We start from the raw sequence: 17,878 nt of genomic DNA on the forward strand, positions 1-17,878 counted from the left end.
TTAAAAAATGAACACCAACTTAAAAAATACAGTAAGCCAGGAAAACTGGAATCAGGCCAACAGAAACCTAATGGCCAAAACCATCGCAGAACTGATGCATGAGGAGCTTCTAAAACCCGTGGCTGCTTTTGAAGATAAAGACGGATATACCGTTTTCAAACTTGAAACGGGACTTGAAAATATTACCTACAGCTTCCGTGGACAGGAAAGAATGATGGATTACTGGCATATTGATAAAGAGAGCATTACAAAAACTGAAAACAATGAAGATCAATCTTCTGTGGATGTAGCCGCTTTCTTCCTGGAAATGCAGTCTGTATTCGACTTAGATCCTTATACCATTGCAAGATATACAGAAGAATTACTGCATACGCTGTATTGTGATGCTTTAATCTTATCCAAAGGAGTAATGTCTTCAAAAGATCTTGCAGATGCAGATTATCAGACCGTAGAGCATAATATGACCGGACATCCATGGGTAATTGTGAACAAAAGCCGGCTAGGTTTTTCTCCACGGGATCTGAAAACATTTGCTCCTGAAGCAGATGAAAATTTAAAAGTAATCTGGCTGGCTTCCCATACAAGCAGATCATCATTCCAGTCTTTGGAACATATCAACAGAGAAGAATTTTACCGTTCCGAAATAGGAGATCTTTTGTATAATGATTTTCAGCAGCAGCTATTGAGCCAAGGGAAAATTGCTGAGGATTATCATTTTATCCCAGTACATCCATGGCAGTGGGAGCATAAGCTTCAGATTCATTTTGCCGGAGATATTGCTTCCGGACTTTTAATCCAATTGGGAGAGGGAAGTGATACCTACAGCCCACAGCAGAGTATCCGTACTTTGTTCAATGTAGATCATCCCAAGAAAAGATATCTGAAGACCGCTGTTTCTATTCTGAGTACAGGAAATATCAGAGGACTGTCTCCTAAACAGATGAAAATTGCGCCGGCCATTACAGATTGGGTAAAGGGGTTAATAAAAGATGATGCATATCTCGAAAATAAAGAAACCATTTTCTTAGGAGAAGAAGCCGCAATTACTTATCTGCACCCACAATACGGAGCTATTGCCAGCGTACCTTATCAGTATAATGAATTCCTTGGAGCATTATGGAGAGAAAGTGCTGAAAATTATCTGAAAGAGGATGAGCAAATGGTAACCATGGCGTCTTTACTTTATGTAGACGAAAGTGGAGTTCCATTAGTTCAGGCATTTGCAGAAAAAGCAGGTCTGAGTATCAAAGAATGGGTTGCAAGCTATCTTGATGCTTATCTTACGCCTTTATTGCATATTTATTACACCCATTCATTATGTGTAACTCCTCATGGAGAAAACATTATGGTTGTTTTGAAAAACGGAGTTCCACAAAGAATTGTGATCAAAGATTTTGTGGACGATATTGTTTTAACAACAGAAGCAAGAGAAAAGCTTCCTGCGCATCTTGCAGGCGGTTTGATCCAGTCTTCCAATAAAGAAAATATCCCGTTGTTTATTTTATTAGGAGTTTTTGATGCCTTCTTCAGATATCTGTCAAATGCTCTGCATACATATTCTGATTTTAAAGAAGAAACATTCTGGGAACTGGTTCACCACTGTGTAGAAAACTATAAAGCTGAAAATACTCATCTTCAGGAGCGATATGAAAAATATGACCTGTACGTGCCAGCATTCAAAAGATTCTATATCAACAGTCTGCGTCTGAAAAATAATGGTTACAGCGAAAACAAGGCATTTGCCATTCCGAGAAAAGATGGAGCATTGCCGAATCCGCTGTATCAGATTGCCAATAAAAATTCAGTAGCAGCAGTATGAGGAAATTCCTGCATATACTAAAAGAAGGAGCGGTTTTTGCCTATGGAGCTGTAGCCGGGAAAAAGGTCGAGTTGACTTCCGGAAGCATCAACCGCTCTATCTTTAGCCTTGCCATTCCTATGGTGATGGAGCTTGTAATGGAGTCTGTCTTTGTAAGCGTCAACCTTTTGATTATTGCAAAATTAGGAGACAAAGTTCTAGGTCTTGTAGGGATTACAGACAATTACATCAACTTTGCTTATGCCATCGCAGTAGGACTTGGTATTGCAGCAGCAACACTTATTGCAAGAAGAGCCGGTGAAAAGGATAAAGAAGGAATGGGCAGAACCGCTCAGTATATTATACTGCTGTCCTTATTTTTTGCCGTACTTATTGGTGGTATCTCCTGTTATTTCTCTGCTGAAATTGTCGATTTCCTGGGCGTCAATGCCAATGCCGTAGCTGATGGAATATCTTTTTCAAGACTGGTCTTTCTGAGTATCGGACTTGTGATTCTCCGTCTGTCGGTGAACGGACTTTTCAGAGGTGCCGGTGATGCAGATATTGCTATGAAGTCGCTTTGGATCTGTCATATTTCCAATATCATCTTTGCAGTAATCCTTGTTTTCGGATTAGGATTTATCCCTGCTTTCGGGTTGATGGGATTGGCTTATGCTACCGTTTTATCAAGATTGCTAGGAGTCTTATACCAGGCCTTTATATTTCTGTCCGGAAAAACCAGCATCAGCATCAGAGTACCTTTTCAGCTTGATGTACCCTTACTACAGAAGATTCTGAAAATAGCCTTTGGTGGATTGGTGCAGTATATCATCCCGACATCCAGCTGGCTGATTATGGTGAAGATCATATCTACTTTCGGAACTACTGCTCTTGCAGGATATATTATCGCTCAGCGTATTGCTTCAGTAGCAACGATGCCTGCATGGGGAATAGGGAATGCGGCGGGAGTTCTTACAGGACAGAATCTGGGTGCAGGAGAGCCTGAACGTGCTGAAAAAACAGTATGGAGAGCCGGAACAATCAACATGACTTATCTGGTAATTGTAGCCTTATTCTGGCAGATTGCAGCGGAATATGTGGTGAAATTTTTCACTACAGAACCGGACGTCGCAAGATATGCAGTTCAATATATCCATGTGGTTTCTATGGCTTATTTGCTATTAGGATTTACAATGGTGATCAGCCGTGCTCTGAATGCGGCAGGAAACATTCTGCAGGTTACTCTGCTGTACCTTGTGATGTTTTATGTGATCCAGCTTCCTCTGGCTTATCTCTTAGGAGTAAGATTTCAGTGGGAACTGAGAGGGATATTTACGGCTATCGTTTCTTCGGAAATTGTTTTGGCCGTGCTATTCCTAATGATTTTTAGAAATGGAAAATGGAAAACTATAAAAATTTAAAATGAACACTACAGAAGAATTTTATGAAATTATCGCCTCTGCCATCGCCATAAAAAAAGAATTGGTAGATGAAAAACTAACGTATCAGGAAATCCCGGAATGGGATTCCATGTCTCATCTTCTTATCGTAGAAGCGCTTGAGCAGTTTTATCAGATCAAGTTTGACTTTAATGATATTCTGGAGATGGGAACCGTCGGAAAGATTCGCGAAAAAATGAAAAAATACGAAGTATTCGTAGAAAACTAAGCATATGAAAATTTTAGAAAATGTAATTGCCAATAAGGACTTGGGGTTTACAGATGCTTCCACCGGTACAACAATACCGGTGGGAACGCTGTACCGGTCTTTAGGCTTAAACCCCGTAGAAAAAGGGCTTCTCTTTTTGTACAATGACAATCAGCTGCCCGGTATTGAGGTTCTCCTCAATTTTTATGGTACAGCGCACACGATTGCCTTACTGGGACAGAAACTGCATGAGGAATTCAAAGCACGTATCGAGGCGGAGTACCGTCCCAAATACATCTTTGACCCCCAAAGAGAAACCATTGAAGGATACACTCTGAAAGCATTCTCAGACCATATAAAGATCTTTGCAAAGGATGATTATAAGAGTGAAGTTACCATTCATCCTGATATCAAAATCCTATTGAGCACTTCAGGAACAACAGGTGTACCGAAACTGGTTAAATTATCAGATGAAAGCCTTTATCAGAATGCTTTGAGCATTCTTCAGTACATGCCGATTCAGGGAACGGATGTAGTTCCTTTAAACGTTCCGATCAACTTTGTGTACGGGTTCTCTATTTTCACCACCAACTGTATGCGCGCCGGAAGAATCGTGTGTACAGATAAAGATATTATGCAAAAAGCATTCTGGGACGAAATGGAGGAGTACGGCTACAGTACTTTGGGCGGAGTTCCTTTCCTTTATGAAAACCTGAACAGAATAGGGTTTTTCAGAAAAGATTCTCCAAGTCTTAGATATTTTACCCATACCGGAGGCGTGATCAACGCTGAATTGAGAAAAACTATTTTCTCTTATTGTCACGAATTTAAAAAAGATTTCTTTGCACAATACGGACAGACGGAAGCAGGAGGAAGAATGGCTTATCTTACTACAGACGGATTGCTGGAAGAAGAAACATCAATCGGAAATGTGGTAGAAAGAGGAAGCTTCAAAATTGATCCTGAAACGGATGAATTGCTCTTTTCTCATGTCAGTATTTTCGGAGGATATGCCAATAAACTGGAAGATCTTACAACGTATGACCAGCCTTCTGTACTTCATACCGGAGATACAGCCAGAAAAGGTGACAACGGAATTTACTATATCACAGGAAGGATAAAGCGAATCATGAAGCTTTTCGGCATACGCCTGAATCTGGATGAGGTAGAATTTATTCTTAAAAATGAAATGCAGGGCAATACCTTCGTATGTCTGAATGCTAATGATAAAAAAATCGTTGTGCTGTATGACAATCCGGACATTGATCCTCAGATCATCACCGAAACCATTAAAAATAAACTGCGTATCAACCCGCAATATGTACGCGTCGAACTTATAGAATCATTCCCATTATCACAAAACGGTAAAATAAACTATCCCCTGCTACAAAACTTACAGCATGAAAACATCTAAAACCCTTATATTACTTCTTGGTCTTGCTTTATCTTCAAATTCGCTTTCTGCTCAGCAGGGCGACAGAGTTCATGGCAAGATCATGCTGTCTGAAAAGTCACCGGTAAAAAATGCAATTTTAAGGCTTGTCAACACGTCTTATCAGGCAAAAACAAATAATTTAGGAGAATATTACTTTGAAAATGTACCACCTGGAGAATATACGCTTCAGGTGGTTTTAAATGACATCGAGCTGATGAGGGAGCAAATCCACATTCAGAAAGATGTTAACGAAATCCCTGCTATCTACGCCCCATTACACAATAATGTGATTGAGGGAATTACTGTATATGCAGTGAGCAGAAATAAATTTTTGGATAAAGACAGTACTTCAGTGGCTAAGATGCCTTTGAAAGTTCTTGAAAATCCACAGGCTTATACAAGTATCAACCAGCAGATCATGAAAGAACAGCTTACTTACGATATTTCGGAAGTACTGAAAAATGTTCCGGGTATGGTAAAAATGCAGGGAAGCCCGGGAAGAGGTTCAGGAGACGGAAGTTTCTACTACAGCCTTAGGGGTTTCCCCACCAAAGTATCTATGGTGGATGGTGTTCCGGCAAATACCAATGGTGAGATAGATCCTGCTGACATCGAACGTCTGGAAGTGATCAAAGGCCCTTCAGGAACTTTATATGGAGGTGCGGTAACTTCTTTTGGAGGCCTTATCAATGCTGTAACCAAAAAACCAAAAGATTATTTCGGTGGCGAGGCTTCTTATCTTATGGGAAGTTACAATCTGAATCGTGTAACCGCTGATGTTTACGGCCCTATTACAGAATCACGAAATATGCTGTTCCGTTTAAATGCTGCTTATCAGTACCAAAATGGTTTCAGAGATTCTGAATTCAGAAAATCATTCTTTGTGGCACCTACGATAAGTTATCAGGTGAATGACAGACTTAAGTTCAACCTTGGAGCTCAGATCTACAATTATGAAGGAACCAATACACCGATTATTTTCCTGGCGAGAACAAGACCTTATTTCGCTCATAACCCGGATGAACTTGGCTTTGACTGGAAAAGATCTTACTCCAATAATGATATGACCTTAAAAGCTCCGTCTATCAATGTAAAAGCTGAGGCTGTCTACAAAATTGCGGATAAATGGACTTCACAAACCTTGCTTTCAAGAAACTTCAGAAAAACAGAAGGTTTGTACCAATATCAGTTCATCAGAGGAAATACAAGTGATGCGATACTGGAACGTAATGTACAGTGGCAGAATTCAGAAGCCTCTTCTACAAGTGTTCAACAGAACTTTAATGGAGAATTTAACATCGGTAAAATTAAAAATAAAGTGCTGATTGGGTTAGATTATCTCAATCAGACCATCAACAATAACCATTCCCCGATTGTGGTATATGATTATATTGATGGGACAAATCTTTCAGGACCAGTGGTTGCACCAGTGACAGGAATATATGGTAACATATCCAAAGATCTGGCGCTGCAAAAAATTCAGGCTTTTACCCAAACTGCAATCCAGGCGGGTAAATCTCCATTGGTACGAAATACCACCGCATCCAATCTTTATGGAGCTTATATCTCAAATGTAACCCATATTACTGACCGTTTGATTACCTTGATCAGTTTGCGTATGGACCACTATGAAAGTAAAGGACAACTTAATTTGAATGACAACAAACGAGCAGGAGAATTCAAACAAACAGCATGGTCCCCAAAAGTAGGTGTTGTCTATCAAATCCTTAAAGATCAACTATCTGCTTATGGTAACTATATGAATGGTTTCAGCTATACAGCACCTGTTACACAACAATTGGCTGATTACAGCGGAGATATGAAACCACAGATGGCCAACCAGTGGGAAGTAGGAGTCAAAGGAAACCTTTGGAGAAACAAAGTTAACTTTACCGTTTCATATTATGACATTCTTGTAGACAATATCCAGAGAGGAACCGGAGTGATCCGCGACGGAAAAGAATACAATATTGTAGTTCAGGATGGGACACAGAGAAGTAAAGGAATTGAAATTGAAACGATCATGAATCCTGTTCAGGGATTGAATATTATGGCTGGATACGCCTACAACCACAGTAGATATGAAAAAGCAGATCCCGCTGTAGATGGCCGTCGTCCAGAATCTGCAGGGCCGGCGAATGTATTCAATTCATGGATAAGTTATATTCTTCCTATCAGAGGACTTCAGGGACTTGGAGTCGGCTTTGGGGTAAACCGTGTAGGAAAACAGATTACCGGAAACAAGGTCGTTACCGGACAGTTTGCATTTCCTGCCTATACTTTAGTCAATGCTTCCATTTCCCTTGAAAAAGAAAGATACAGATTAGGATTTAAAATGAATAATCTGGGTAATGTACAATATTTTGCAGGGCAGGGAGTTGTAGTAGCTCAGATGCCTCGTAATTTTGTTGCTGAGGTTAGCTTTAAATTTTAAGAATGAAGTTAAAGTTTAGAAAAATTGCATATCAGTTACATCTATGGCTCGGACTAACGTCCGGGCTTATAGTTGTTATTATGGCTGCTACCGGATGTATTCTGGCTTTTGAAGAAGAATTAAAACATATTGTTCACCCTAACAGATATTTCGTTGAAAACATCGGTAGAAAAAGGCTTGAATTATCTCAACTTACGGAAAAAGCAGAAAAAGCACTTCCTGATGGCTTGAAAGTCAAAAGAGTGGTAATACCTTCCGATCCCTCACGAACCTATATCTTCCGCACACTGAAAATGGACGACAAAGCATGGACGTATTGGGGAACTTATCTTTATTATTACCGGATTTATGTAGATCCTTACACTGGAAAAGTACAGGAAGTAGAAGATGCCAAAAAAGATTTCTTTGAAATTGTACTGGATCTTCACAGAAGACTTCTGCTGGGAGAGAAAGTTGGAAAAACAATTACCGGTTACTCCACATTGATTTTTGCAATTATCCTTTTATCGGGGCTCGTGATATGGTATCCCCGTAAAATGAGCAAAAGCATGCTGAAAGGAATGTTCTTCATTAAAACATCCGCCAATTGGAAGAGAATTAACTACGATGTTCATAATGTACTGGGGTTCTACGCTGTAATTCCTTTGCTTCTGATCTCTTATTCAGCATTGATATGGAGCTTTGAAGATGCAGACCAATGGGTAAAGAACACATTGAACGGAAATACTCTCACAGAAAAGAAAGCCAAAAGTACAATCCCTTCTGAAGAATTTTCAAACCGGAATAATATTCTCAATCTGATTGGAAATACTATGGAAAAGGGACTTAAAGATAAGAAATCAGCGCTTATCAATTTTCCAAGATCTGAAGAGGGAACCTATTATGCCGAGCTTACTTATGATGGAAGGCAATACAGAAATGAACATTTTAATTTTGATCAGTATTCGGGAGATATTTTAAAATCTCAATCTTATAAAAACAAAAATATCGGATATGGAACCGCATTAAGAGAAAGAAATTATGATCTTCACACCGGAAATATTCTGGGACTGACTACGAGAATTATCTATTTTCTGGCAGCTATCATTGCTTTGTCACTTCCCATTACCGGTTTTATCATCTATTTGAATAAGAAAAAGAAGAAACCAAAACATAAGAAAAACAAAGTGATTTTTCCTTCTCAATACTAATAAAAGCCTCTGTAAAGGGGCTTTTGCTTTTTTTAAACCACAAAATCAATTTAAAAGGTTAGAACTTCATATTATCCAGTATCAATTTTATCGGAGATAAAATCCTTGCGCCTTAAAACACATTGTTTTGGCCCTTATTTGCGCCTTCGCGTTTCCAACTAATAAAACAATCAGCTTATCAATCCCTTCACATTTTTTGAAAAAACTTCAATCCCTTTGTTCATTTCTTCAAAATTAAGATCGCCAAAACCCAGTCGCATTGCGGTAAGGCCTTTATTCTGATACAATAGTGTTTTGGGAATGAAAAGGTTGTCTTTTGCACAGTTTCGGCTCAGCTGCATCAGGTTTAAAGGAATATTCCATTCCAGCCAAATGGCTAGACCTCCGGAAGGTTTTTGAAAAGAGATCAAATCACCCAGATTTTCTTCCAGCAACATTGCAAAATAATCACGCCTTTCCTGATAGACTTTTAAAGATTTTTTTAGATAACGGTTGATTTCACCTTCTGCAATCATTTCTCCAAGTGCTCTTTCCATCAGAATATCACCCTGGCGGTCAATAATTCCCAGATATTTACGCATTTCTGTCATCAGATTTTCCGGAGCAACAATAAATCCTGTCCTGAATCCAGGAGCCAGTGATTTTCCGAAAGAACCGATATAGATTACCATTCCGTTTGTATCAGCACTGGCTAAAGGAAGAATAGGACTCTTGTCATAATGAAACTCATAATCATAATCGTCTTCCAGAATAATAAATCCGTATTCATTCGCTAGTTCCAATAGCTCAAATCTTCTCTGGGCGCTCAAAGCAACCGTAGTAGGATAGTGGTGATGAGGTGTCAGGTAAAGCATCCGTATTTTTTGCTTTTTGCAGGCTTCGCGCACGCTTTCCACCATAATTCCTTCCTCATCAATAGGAATGGAAACAATGTTAACGCCAGCCTTCATAAAGATCATATTAACGGAGAAATAACTCAAAGCTCCTACCAATACGGTATCACCAGCGGAAAGAAGAATTTCGGAAACAATATAAATGCTCATTTCTGTACTTCGGGTGATAAGCAGATTGTTCTTGGAAATAGGAAGGCCACGGGAAAGATTCAGGTATTGTGATAAATGTTCTTTAAAAAACTCACTCCCGTCATGATTATAATGGCCAAGCGTTTTCTGATTAGATTTACGTTTCAGAATAGAACTGTAAAACCGCGAATGTTGTCCGATTTGTGTTAAACGGATATCCGGCACCCCATCATTGAAGATATATTCACAGTCTGAATGTTCAAAGGGATTATCAAGAATATTGGATGTTTTAAATGAAAAACCGGTCGTTATCGGATAGTTTTGAAGATTATTGTGCTCAAAATTGTTCAATTTAACAGGTTTTTCCTGGTCTTTTCCGATCACAAATGTTCCTTTGTTCGGAAAACTCTCAGTCCAGCCCTGAGCTGACAATTCATCATACACAGCAACAGCTGTATTTCTATGGATTTCCAGCATTTCACTGAACATTCTTGTACCGGGAAGCTTTGTTCCAAATGGCAAAAATCCTCTTTGGATCGAATTGATCAGCTGATTAGCAATCTGCAAATAGATAGATGTCTCTGATTTTCTATCAATCTTAATGAAACTTTCATAGGGAATTTTAACCGGACTATCCATAATATCAAAACTGGCACCATGTAACCATCCGGCAATATACTACTTTTGACATCAAAATAAAAATCTATGGAATTTCATCATCTGTTAAAAAAAATTGTACAGGAAGGAAGCACCCATGCCAAATGGCTGAATACCCTTTCTTTTATGGAAAACGCCGGTGCAAGAAAAATATCAAAATGTGAACATCCGACATTGGTTTCTCAGATCCAGCTGAAACATGCTGCTGAAGAACACCGCCATGCTTATTATCTAAAAAAACAGATTGGGAAAATAGATCCTGAATTATGCAAAACTTATGAAAGCACAGAGCTTCTGGCTCCCATAGCAACAAGCCAATATCTTCACTCATTAGATATAAAAGCCTGTCGTTATCTTCAGGAAGCTTTCAATCTTAATAAAACAGATATTAAATATGCCGCCTATCTTTTTGTAACCTATGCCATTGAAGTACGGGCTGATGAGCTTTATCCGGTTTATCAACAGGTTCTTACCGAAGCATCTTCCAGAATCATGGTAAAATCTATTATCCTTGAAGAAGAAGGACATCTGGAAGAAATGATTAACCAGCTCAACGAATTTTCGCCTGACTGGAAAGAACACGCAGAATGTATTCTTACTATAGAAAAAGAACTGCATGAAGAGTGGATTAATGCTATTACCCAAGAAGTCGCTCAGTTGAATTATGCTTAGCAACAGCACTCGTTTTCAGGAATCTCTTAATAAAAGGAAAGAGGAGGGAACGCTAAGGCGTTTGCGGCTTCAATCCGATGGAGCTGATTTTTACTCCAATGATTATCTTGGGTTTGCAAAAAGTAAAGAACTTCAACATTTACTGCTGCAAAAGATTATAAATAACCCCCAATTGCTTTCAGGAAGTACAGGTTCAAGGTTAATCAGTGGAAACAGTGATATTGCGGTTTCTGTAGAGAATTGCATTGCTCAGAAACATAAGTTTGAGTCAGCATTACTTTTTCCGTCCGGATACAATGCGAATCTGGCCTTATTTTCTACGCTTCCCAGCCGTCAAGATGTTGTTATTGTAGACGAACAGATTCACCGGTCGGTACATGATGGCTGCAAATTGTCGAATGCTAAAAAATTAAAGTTCAGGCATAATGACCTTGAGGATCTTGAAAACATTTTAAAAAGACAGGAAAACCAATGCTATATCGCCATTGAAAGTCTTTACTCCATGGAGGGAGATTTTGCGCCTATTCAGGAAATCGCTCAGCTTGCTGATCAGTATAAAGCCTCTCTGATTGTGGATGAAGCCCATGCATTTGGAGTATTTGGATATGGATTGATTGAAAAGTATCAATTACAACATCAAATTTCAGCAGCAGTGGTGACCTATGGAAAAGCACTCGGTGGCCATGGAGCTGCAATTCTTTGTAATGAAACGGAGAAATCCTACCTGATCAATTTTGCAAGTCCGTTCATTTATAGTACCTCCGCACAGGATTTCCAGTGGGTGAGTATAAAAACAGGATATGAATTTTTAGATCAAAATCATGATCTGGGGATACAACTTCAGGACAATATTAAAATTTTCCGAAGCCAAAATCTACAGTCTCCATCAATGGAAACAAGCCCGGTTCAGGCTATTGTAATTCCTGATAATCAAAAACTGAAACAATTACAGGATACTTTATCTGAAGAAGGTTTTTTAACCTATGCGATATACAGCCCTACAGTAAAAGAAGGAAGCGAGCGGTTAAGAATATGTCTTCACAGCTTTAATACGGAAGAAGAAATTGTGAAACTAACAGGAATTATTAAAGAATTTGTTTAAAACAAAAAAATAAGCTTTCAAACCCCGGAACATGAATCCCGAATCTCGAAACATATGAAATTATTTATAACAGGAATAGGAACCGAAATCGGAAAAACAGTTTGTTCAGCTGTTTTGGTTCAGCATTTTAAAACAGAATACTGGAAACCTATACAGTCCGGAGACCTGCATTATACAGACAGTGATAAGATTGATGCATGGACAGACACAGACATCTGTCATCCGGAAACCTATCGTCTGCAATTGGCTGCATCACCACATCAGTCTGCAAGAGAAGAAAATATTATCATCAATCTGAATGATTTTCAACTCCCCAAAACCGGAAATCCATTGATTGTAGAAGGAGCAGGAGGTCTTATGGTACCCTTATCTGACACTACATTTATGATCGATTTGATTGAAGAATTAAACCTTCCGGCTGCATTGGTTGTAAGAAATTATCTGGGATGTATTAATCACAGCTTATTATCAATCATAGCATTACAACAGAGAGAGATCCCATTGGAATATTTAATTCTTAACGGAGACTTTCCCGAAGATACTGAAAGAGTGATCTGCAGTTTTATTGAAAAAGAAACAAAAATCATAAAGATTCCGGAGATCAGCAATACTGACAAAGAATCTATAAAAAACGCTGCAAAGCAATTAACAATAACAAAAATAGGATAATGGATACAAAAACAACATTGAGAAACAACTGGACCAAAGAAGAAATCGAAGAGATTTATCACCTTCCTCTGATGGAATTGATCTATAAAGCAGCAACCGTACACCGCGAATGGCATGATCCTTCTGAAGTACAGATTTCCACTTTATTATCCATCAAAACCGGCGGATGTCCTGAAGACTGCTCGTACTGCGGACAGGCAGCCCGCTATCACACCAATATCAAAGTGCAGGCTTTATTACCTACAGAAACTGTAATTGCCCATGCTCAGAAAGCGAAAGATTCCGGATCATCAAGGTTCTGTATGGCGGCAGCATGGCGTGAAGTTCGTAACAATCGTGATTTTGACAGAGTGATTGATATGGTAAAAAGCGTAAATGAACTTGGATTAGAAGTTTGCTGTACTTTGGGAATGCTTACGGAAGAACAGGCTGTAAGACTACAGGAAGCAGGATTATATGCCTACAATCATAATCTTGATACTTCTGAACAGTATTACGAAGAGATCATTTCTACCAGAACTTTTGACAACAGAATCAACACCATCAACAACGTAAGAAATGCAGGGATCACCGTGTGTTCCGGAGGAATTATCGGGCTTGGTGAAACACATAGAGACAGAATTTCAATGCTTCTGACGCTGGCAACAATGCCAAAACATCCGGAATCTGTGCCTATCAATGCATTAGCAAGAGTAGCGGGAACTCCTTTGGAAGATAATGAAAAAGTAGATACCTGGGAAATGGTAAGAATGATCGCTACCGCAAGAATCGTAATGCCATCTTCTATGGTAAGATTAAGTGCCGGACGTATAGAAATGTCTGAGACAGAACAGGCGTGGTGTTTTATGGCAGGAGCCAATTCTATTTTCACAGGGGAAAGAGAAACGCTATTAGTTACCCCTAATCCGGGAGTTTCTGAAGATATGCAGATGCTGCAGACATTAGGATTGAAACCTATGATGAAAAAAGAAACATGCTGCTAGAAAATTATAAATGATAAAATAATGAGTGATGAGCTGGGTGATTAGCATTATCGTTTTTATTACAAAATTGATAGATAATTTCATCAATATTTAACGCTAAGATTCGCAAAGATATATTGATTAGCCCTAAGAATACTTCACTCGCAAAGGCATTCTATTCAGCAAGGCAGAATGTTTATTATTGCTTAGTGAAACGCCTTTGTGAACTCAAAACAACAGCATCCAAAGTGAAAAACTTAACGATCATAGCGTTAAAACTAAAGCACTACATCACTCATTTCTACTCTTTACATCAATATATGAATACAATAACAAAAGAAATCAGTCTGCAGCAAAGAGACAGAGCCGTCAACTGGCATCCCTATACCCAGATGAAAACGGCTGATGACATTATTCCTATTGTAAAAGGAAAAGGGATTTATCTTTATGATACTGAAGGAAAAAAATATCTGGATGTCGTTTCTTCATGGTGGGTGACGCTGCATGGGCATTCTCATCCTTATATTGCGCAGCGTGTTTTTGAGCAGTTAAACACACTGGAACAGGTTATTTTTGCAGGATTCACCCATGAGCCTGCTATAAAGCTTTCGGAAAATTTACTCAAACTTCTTCCGGCTGGCCAGGAAAAGGTTTTTTATTCTGATAATGGCTCTACAGCAGTAGAAGTTGCTTTAAAAATGTGTATTCAATATGCATACAATAAAGAAAAAAAGAAGACGAAGATTTTAGCTTTTAAAAATGCCTATCACGGAGATACTTTCGGAGCAATGTCTGTAAGTGGCAAAAGCTTTTGGACAAGACCTTTTGAAAGCATGCTGTTTGAAGTTGTTTTTATTGATACCCCTAATGCTGAAAACCTGGAAAGCCTTCAAAAACAGATTAAAGATCTGGCTGATGAAGTGGCTTGCTTTATCTATGAGCCATTGGTTCAGGGTGCGGCGGGAATGCTAATGTATAATGCTGAAGACCTTAGCCAGTTGATGAAATTCTGCAGAGAAGAAGGAATTCTTATGATTCAGGATGAAGTATTTACAGGATTTGGAAGAACGGGTAAGCTTTTCGCAGCAGATTATCTTACAGAAAAGCCGGACATTATGTGTTTTTCAAAAGGTTTAACGGGAGGAACAATGCCAATGGGAATCACCACATGCTCCAATGAAATTTACAACGGTTTTCTTTCGGATGACCGCTATAAAACCTTATTTCACGGGCATTCATTTACAGCCAATCCTTTGGCCTGTACTGCAGCGCTGGCCAGTATGGAACTGCTATTGACAAATGAAACTCAAATGAATATCAACCGCATCACTCATCAGCATTCAGAGTTTGTGAAAGCACTTGCTTTTCATCCTCATGTAGAAAAGGTTCGTCAGATCGGGACTATTTTAGCCTTCGATTTCAAAACCGGGAATGACACTTCTTATTTCAATGAAATAGGGAAGAAGCTTTACAATGAATTCTTGCAGAGAGGGATTGTTATGAGACCGTTGGGAAATGTAATTTATCTGGTTCCGCCATATTGTATTACATCCGAAGAATTGGATTTTGTATATCAGAATATTATGGAAGTTCTGGATCAGTTTAAAGATTAAACGATCCCTTCAGGTAATAATTTTTTTTAATTTTTTTAAACCTTATAGATTTTGGAAATCTATAAGGTTTTTAAGGTTATATTCAGCAATAATTGCCTGATTGTCTAGAGCTCCTGCTCAGCTTTTTTTAAAATGCCAATCAATTCATTCAGTTCTTCTTTACTGAATTCAAGCAGACTCTGATTATAATGGCTTGACGGAATTTTTATATAGTTGACCCAAGAGGAAAGCTTCTCGCGGTATACACTTCCAAATTCAATGTTACTCATGGTGATAAACTTATATTTGGTTTCCTGATTTGATTTTTTATTTTCTTTCTGTTCCACAGTATGAAGAGCCTGAATCAATTTTCCCAACTCATTTTTATCAACGGTAAGTGTTTTTTTGGATATTTCGTCGAAGGTTTCATATTCGTACATAATCCCCAGAAAAGTTTCTGAAGAATTATCCGAAGCGTCTTTCGTTGCAATTTTTTGAATATTCAGGGTTTTAAACTTGCCTACATTAATAATCTTCTTCTCAATTAATGTCCCTTTTCTTGAATTGATGGTAAGTCCACGTGAGGTTGGCGAAGATCTTTGAATAGGAGGTGGTGCGATTTGAGCAGCTGCCCATATACCTGATACAAAGGAAATCAAAACAATGATTCTTTTCATTTACAGAGTTGTTATTAGTTTTTTTAAATTTATATTTTTTCTACTTCTTAATTAATTTTTTTGTAGTGAATCTTCCATTTTCAAAAATAGTTTTTGCAAAATAAACTCCTTCAGAAAGTTCAGAAACATCAGCATTATTTTCTATTACAGTTTTTAATAGTTTTCCACCGACAGTATAGATCTCTATTTTATCAATTTTTTCTTTTGACTGGTACATTAAATTGTGCTGTACAGGGCTTTCAAAAGTAATTTCAGGATTGTTTTTTACCGTTCCCTTTGTTGCTAATGTAGTGGTGCCGTTTACAAGATATTTTACAATATTTAATGTTTCTCCATCTGTGCTCACAATGATATTATTATCAAAAACCTTTATTGCATTAATATTATGGTAGAGTAAATTAGGATCATTTTCTATATATTCTCCAAATACAGGATCAACAGCTCCATTTTGATTCAGCCTGGATATATAATAATAAGTGGATCCATTATTATTAAGGTCAGCAAAGCCTGCAATATAATAAGAACCATTTTTTTCATAGATATCACGAAATTCCAGACCAACAATACCATTATAACTGAATGTGGTATCTGGTGTGCCATCGGCATTAAGCCTTCCTAAAGTGGGCGGTGTCTGCCACATTAAATCATTCTTTGCATATACAATTTTATCCGCAGAATCTACTTTTACGATACTGGGTTCTCCGCTAAACAAAACTTCTCCGTTATTACCAAAACCAGTCATAGGCTGCCCGTCAACAGTGTATTTTTTTATTGTACCATTTCCAAAAAAAAGAAGATTAAGCTGATTATCTAAAATGATACGAGGAAGATAAGAAGTCTGAAAGGGATTCTGTTGATAAGTCAGTATTTCTCCGTTAGTACCAAAGCTATTGTCTGATGTACCATCCGAATTTAATCTCAAGGTATGAGTTTTCCCGTCAGTTTGTCCAAAAGAATCCATACTTATTCCTGAAACAAGAATTTTATTTCCCTGCTGTATAAGATTAGTCAATTCAAAAGAAACAGATAAATTGGCTAATGCTTTTATTCCTCCATTTCCAAATGAAGGGTCTAACTGCCCATTCGGAAGTACTCGAACAACATCCAAATAATAGGTGCTGTTTGTAGAATCATAGCGCTTGAGTAGTAGAGTTAACTTATCATCGGTATGTCTTATACATCCAAATAGAGAACCATCATTGTATTTCAATGCAATGTTGCCATTCGTGCCAAAAGTCAAATCTAAAGAGCCACTGTAAGTTGTCGCTTTAGAAATAATTAATTGGTTGGTGCTGGTATTATAGGATTTATAAAATACTGAATTTGTCGTTTCAGTTAGTTCTCCTGCATAGGTGCTTCCCGTTCCTAAATATGAGCTTCCTGCGGGAAGGGTATAAATTCCGTTTGAAGCAAACGCAGGATCTTTAGAAATAATTTGTGCAAAAGAAGCTTGTGCCACGAGAGTAAGCACAAATAATAATTGTTTTTTCATTGTTTGGTTTTTTTAATAAAAATTTTGAGGTTATAATGTAACCTATGTAAGTATATAATTTTAAGGTTGTGTTTTCAAATGTATGATAAAATTTTAGAAAAATAAAGAGATGCTTAAATTTTGCTTTATGAGAGGCATTTTATTAGAATAAAGCCAGCCAGTATTCAAAAATAGTTATTACCCCAGACCATTTCCCCATAAGTGTAGTTCAGAAAGAATGGGACCCAATTTTTGGCCTTTTTCTGTTAATTTATAATACACTTCAGGTGGAAAATTGTAGACTTCAATCCGCTCAATGATTAAATCTTCTTCAAGCTGTTTCAACTGCTCTGCAAGAACTTTCTTGGAAACCCTTGGCATATTCCGCCAAAGTTCCACAAAACGTACTTTGTCTTCCTCAAAAAGATTATGCAGAATCAGCGGTTTCCATTTTCCCGAAAGGATATTAAGGCTCCGTCTTAATCCACAGTTTTTAAATTCTTCAAAATTCATAAGTCAGTTGAATATTTATGGTTAACCTTTTGGTAAC

The 17,878-nt window shown here is 38.0% G+C and carries 15 protein-coding genes; 11 read left to right on the forward strand and 4 right to left on the reverse strand.

The window, feature by feature from the left end:
- Window positions 1–7: 7 nt before the first annotated feature.
- Genes FW781_RS01275 through FW781_RS01300 form a run of 6 tightly spaced genes read left to right on the forward strand, consistent with a single transcriptional unit; the run spans window position 8 to window position 8,504 of the window.
- Window positions 8–1,819 (forward strand): IucA/IucC family protein, encoded by a 1,812-nt coding sequence (locus tag FW781_RS01275; RefSeq protein WP_149385762.1) that lies wholly within the window; start codon window positions 8–10, stop codon window positions 1,817–1,819.
- Window positions 1,816–3,219 carry an MATE family efflux transporter gene (locus FW781_RS01280; RefSeq protein WP_149385763.1) on the forward strand — a complete coding sequence of 468 codons (1,404 nt, stop codon included), beginning with the start codon at window positions 1,816–1,818 and terminating at the stop codon, window positions 3,217–3,219. Before FW781_RS01275 ends, FW781_RS01280 begins: the two co-directional genes overlap by 4 nt.
- Window position 3,220: 1 nt before the next feature.
- Window positions 3,221–3,466 carry an acyl carrier protein gene (locus FW781_RS01285; protein ID WP_047374822.1) on the forward strand — a complete coding sequence of 82 codons (246 nt, stop codon included), beginning with the start codon at window positions 3,221–3,223 and terminating at the stop codon, window positions 3,464–3,466.
- A gap of 4 nt (window positions 3,467–3,470) precedes the next feature.
- Entirely contained in the window at window positions 3,471–4,859 is a 1,389-nt protein-coding gene (locus FW781_RS01290) for an AMP-binding protein (protein ID WP_149385764.1), read from the forward strand.
- Window positions 4,846–7,314 (forward strand): TonB-dependent receptor, encoded by a 2,469-nt coding sequence (locus FW781_RS01295; RefSeq protein ID WP_172625639.1) that lies wholly within the window; start codon window positions 4,846–4,848, stop codon window positions 7,312–7,314. Before FW781_RS01290 ends, FW781_RS01295 begins: the two co-directional genes overlap by 14 nt.
- 2 nt (window positions 7,315–7,316) lie before the next feature.
- Entirely contained in the window at window positions 7,317–8,504 is a 1,188-nt protein-coding gene (locus tag FW781_RS01300) for a PepSY-associated TM helix domain-containing protein (protein ID WP_149385765.1), read from the forward strand.
- A gap of 170 nt (window positions 8,505–8,674) precedes the next feature.
- Here the strand turns inward: FW781_RS01300 and FW781_RS01305 are convergent, their stop codons facing one another.
- On the reverse strand, window positions 8,675–10,165 hold the full coding sequence (locus tag FW781_RS01305; protein WP_149385766.1) for an aminotransferase-like domain-containing protein: 1,491 nt from the start codon (window positions 10,163–10,165) through the stop codon (window positions 8,675–8,677).
- A 66-nt stretch (window positions 10,166–10,231) separates the two neighbouring features.
- On the opposite strand from FW781_RS01305, the gene FW781_RS01310 reads away from it, so the two are divergent.
- The 5 genes from FW781_RS01310 to bioA all read left to right on the forward strand — a co-directional run bounded on the left by FW781_RS01310 (window position 10,232) and on the right by bioA (window position 15,201).
- Window positions 10,232–10,855: a hypothetical protein gene (locus FW781_RS01310; protein ID WP_149385767.1), complete on the forward strand. Its 624-nt coding sequence runs from the start codon at window positions 10,232–10,234 to the stop codon at window positions 10,853–10,855.
- Window positions 10,848–11,957 (forward strand): aminotransferase class I/II-fold pyridoxal phosphate-dependent enzyme, encoded by a 1,110-nt coding sequence (locus FW781_RS01315; protein ID WP_149385768.1) that lies wholly within the window; start codon window positions 10,848–10,850, stop codon window positions 11,955–11,957. Before FW781_RS01310 ends, FW781_RS01315 begins: the two co-directional genes overlap by 8 nt.
- Window positions 11,958–12,011: 54 nt before the next feature.
- The gene (bioD, locus tag FW781_RS01320) at window positions 12,012–12,626 is read left to right on the forward strand and encodes a dethiobiotin synthase (RefSeq protein ID WP_149385769.1); all 615 of its coding nucleotides are present in this window, start codon (window positions 12,012–12,014) and stop codon (window positions 12,624–12,626) included.
- Window positions 12,626–13,609 carry a biotin synthase BioB gene (gene bioB / locus FW781_RS01325; RefSeq protein ID WP_149385770.1) on the forward strand — a complete coding sequence of 328 codons (984 nt, stop codon included), beginning with the start codon at window positions 12,626–12,628 and terminating at the stop codon, window positions 13,607–13,609. The genes bioD and bioB overlap by 1 nt, the downstream gene beginning before the upstream one ends.
- 299 nt (window positions 13,610–13,908) lie before the next feature.
- A complete protein-coding gene (gene bioA / locus FW781_RS01330; protein WP_149385771.1) occupies window positions 13,909–15,201 on the forward strand; it encodes an adenosylmethionine--8-amino-7-oxononanoate transaminase in 1,293 nt (430 codons plus the stop codon).
- 104 nt (window positions 15,202–15,305) lie between these two features.
- Here the strand turns inward: bioA and FW781_RS01335 are convergent, their stop codons facing one another.
- The 3 genes from FW781_RS01335 to FW781_RS01345 all read right to left on the reverse strand — a co-directional run bounded on the left by FW781_RS01335 (window position 15,306) and on the right by FW781_RS01345 (window position 17,841).
- Entirely contained in the window at window positions 15,306–15,857 is a 552-nt protein-coding gene (locus tag FW781_RS01335) for a hypothetical protein (protein WP_149385772.1), read from the reverse strand.
- 40 nt (window positions 15,858–15,897) lie between these two features.
- Entirely contained in the window at window positions 15,898–17,349 is a 1,452-nt protein-coding gene (locus FW781_RS01340; RefSeq protein ID WP_149385773.1) for a T9SS type A sorting domain-containing protein, read from the reverse strand.
- Between the two features lie 177 nt (window positions 17,350–17,526).
- Window positions 17,527–17,841 carry a winged helix-turn-helix transcriptional regulator gene (locus tag FW781_RS01345; RefSeq protein WP_149385774.1) on the reverse strand — a complete coding sequence of 105 codons (315 nt, stop codon included), beginning with the start codon at window positions 17,839–17,841 and terminating at the stop codon, window positions 17,527–17,529.
- Between the last annotated feature and the right edge of the window lie 37 nt (window positions 17,842–17,878).

Origin of the sequence: Chryseobacterium panacisoli, from assembly GCF_008274625.1 — a bacterium.
Taxonomy (GTDB): domain Bacteria; phylum Bacteroidota; class Bacteroidia; order Flavobacteriales; family Weeksellaceae; genus Chryseobacterium; species Chryseobacterium panacisoli.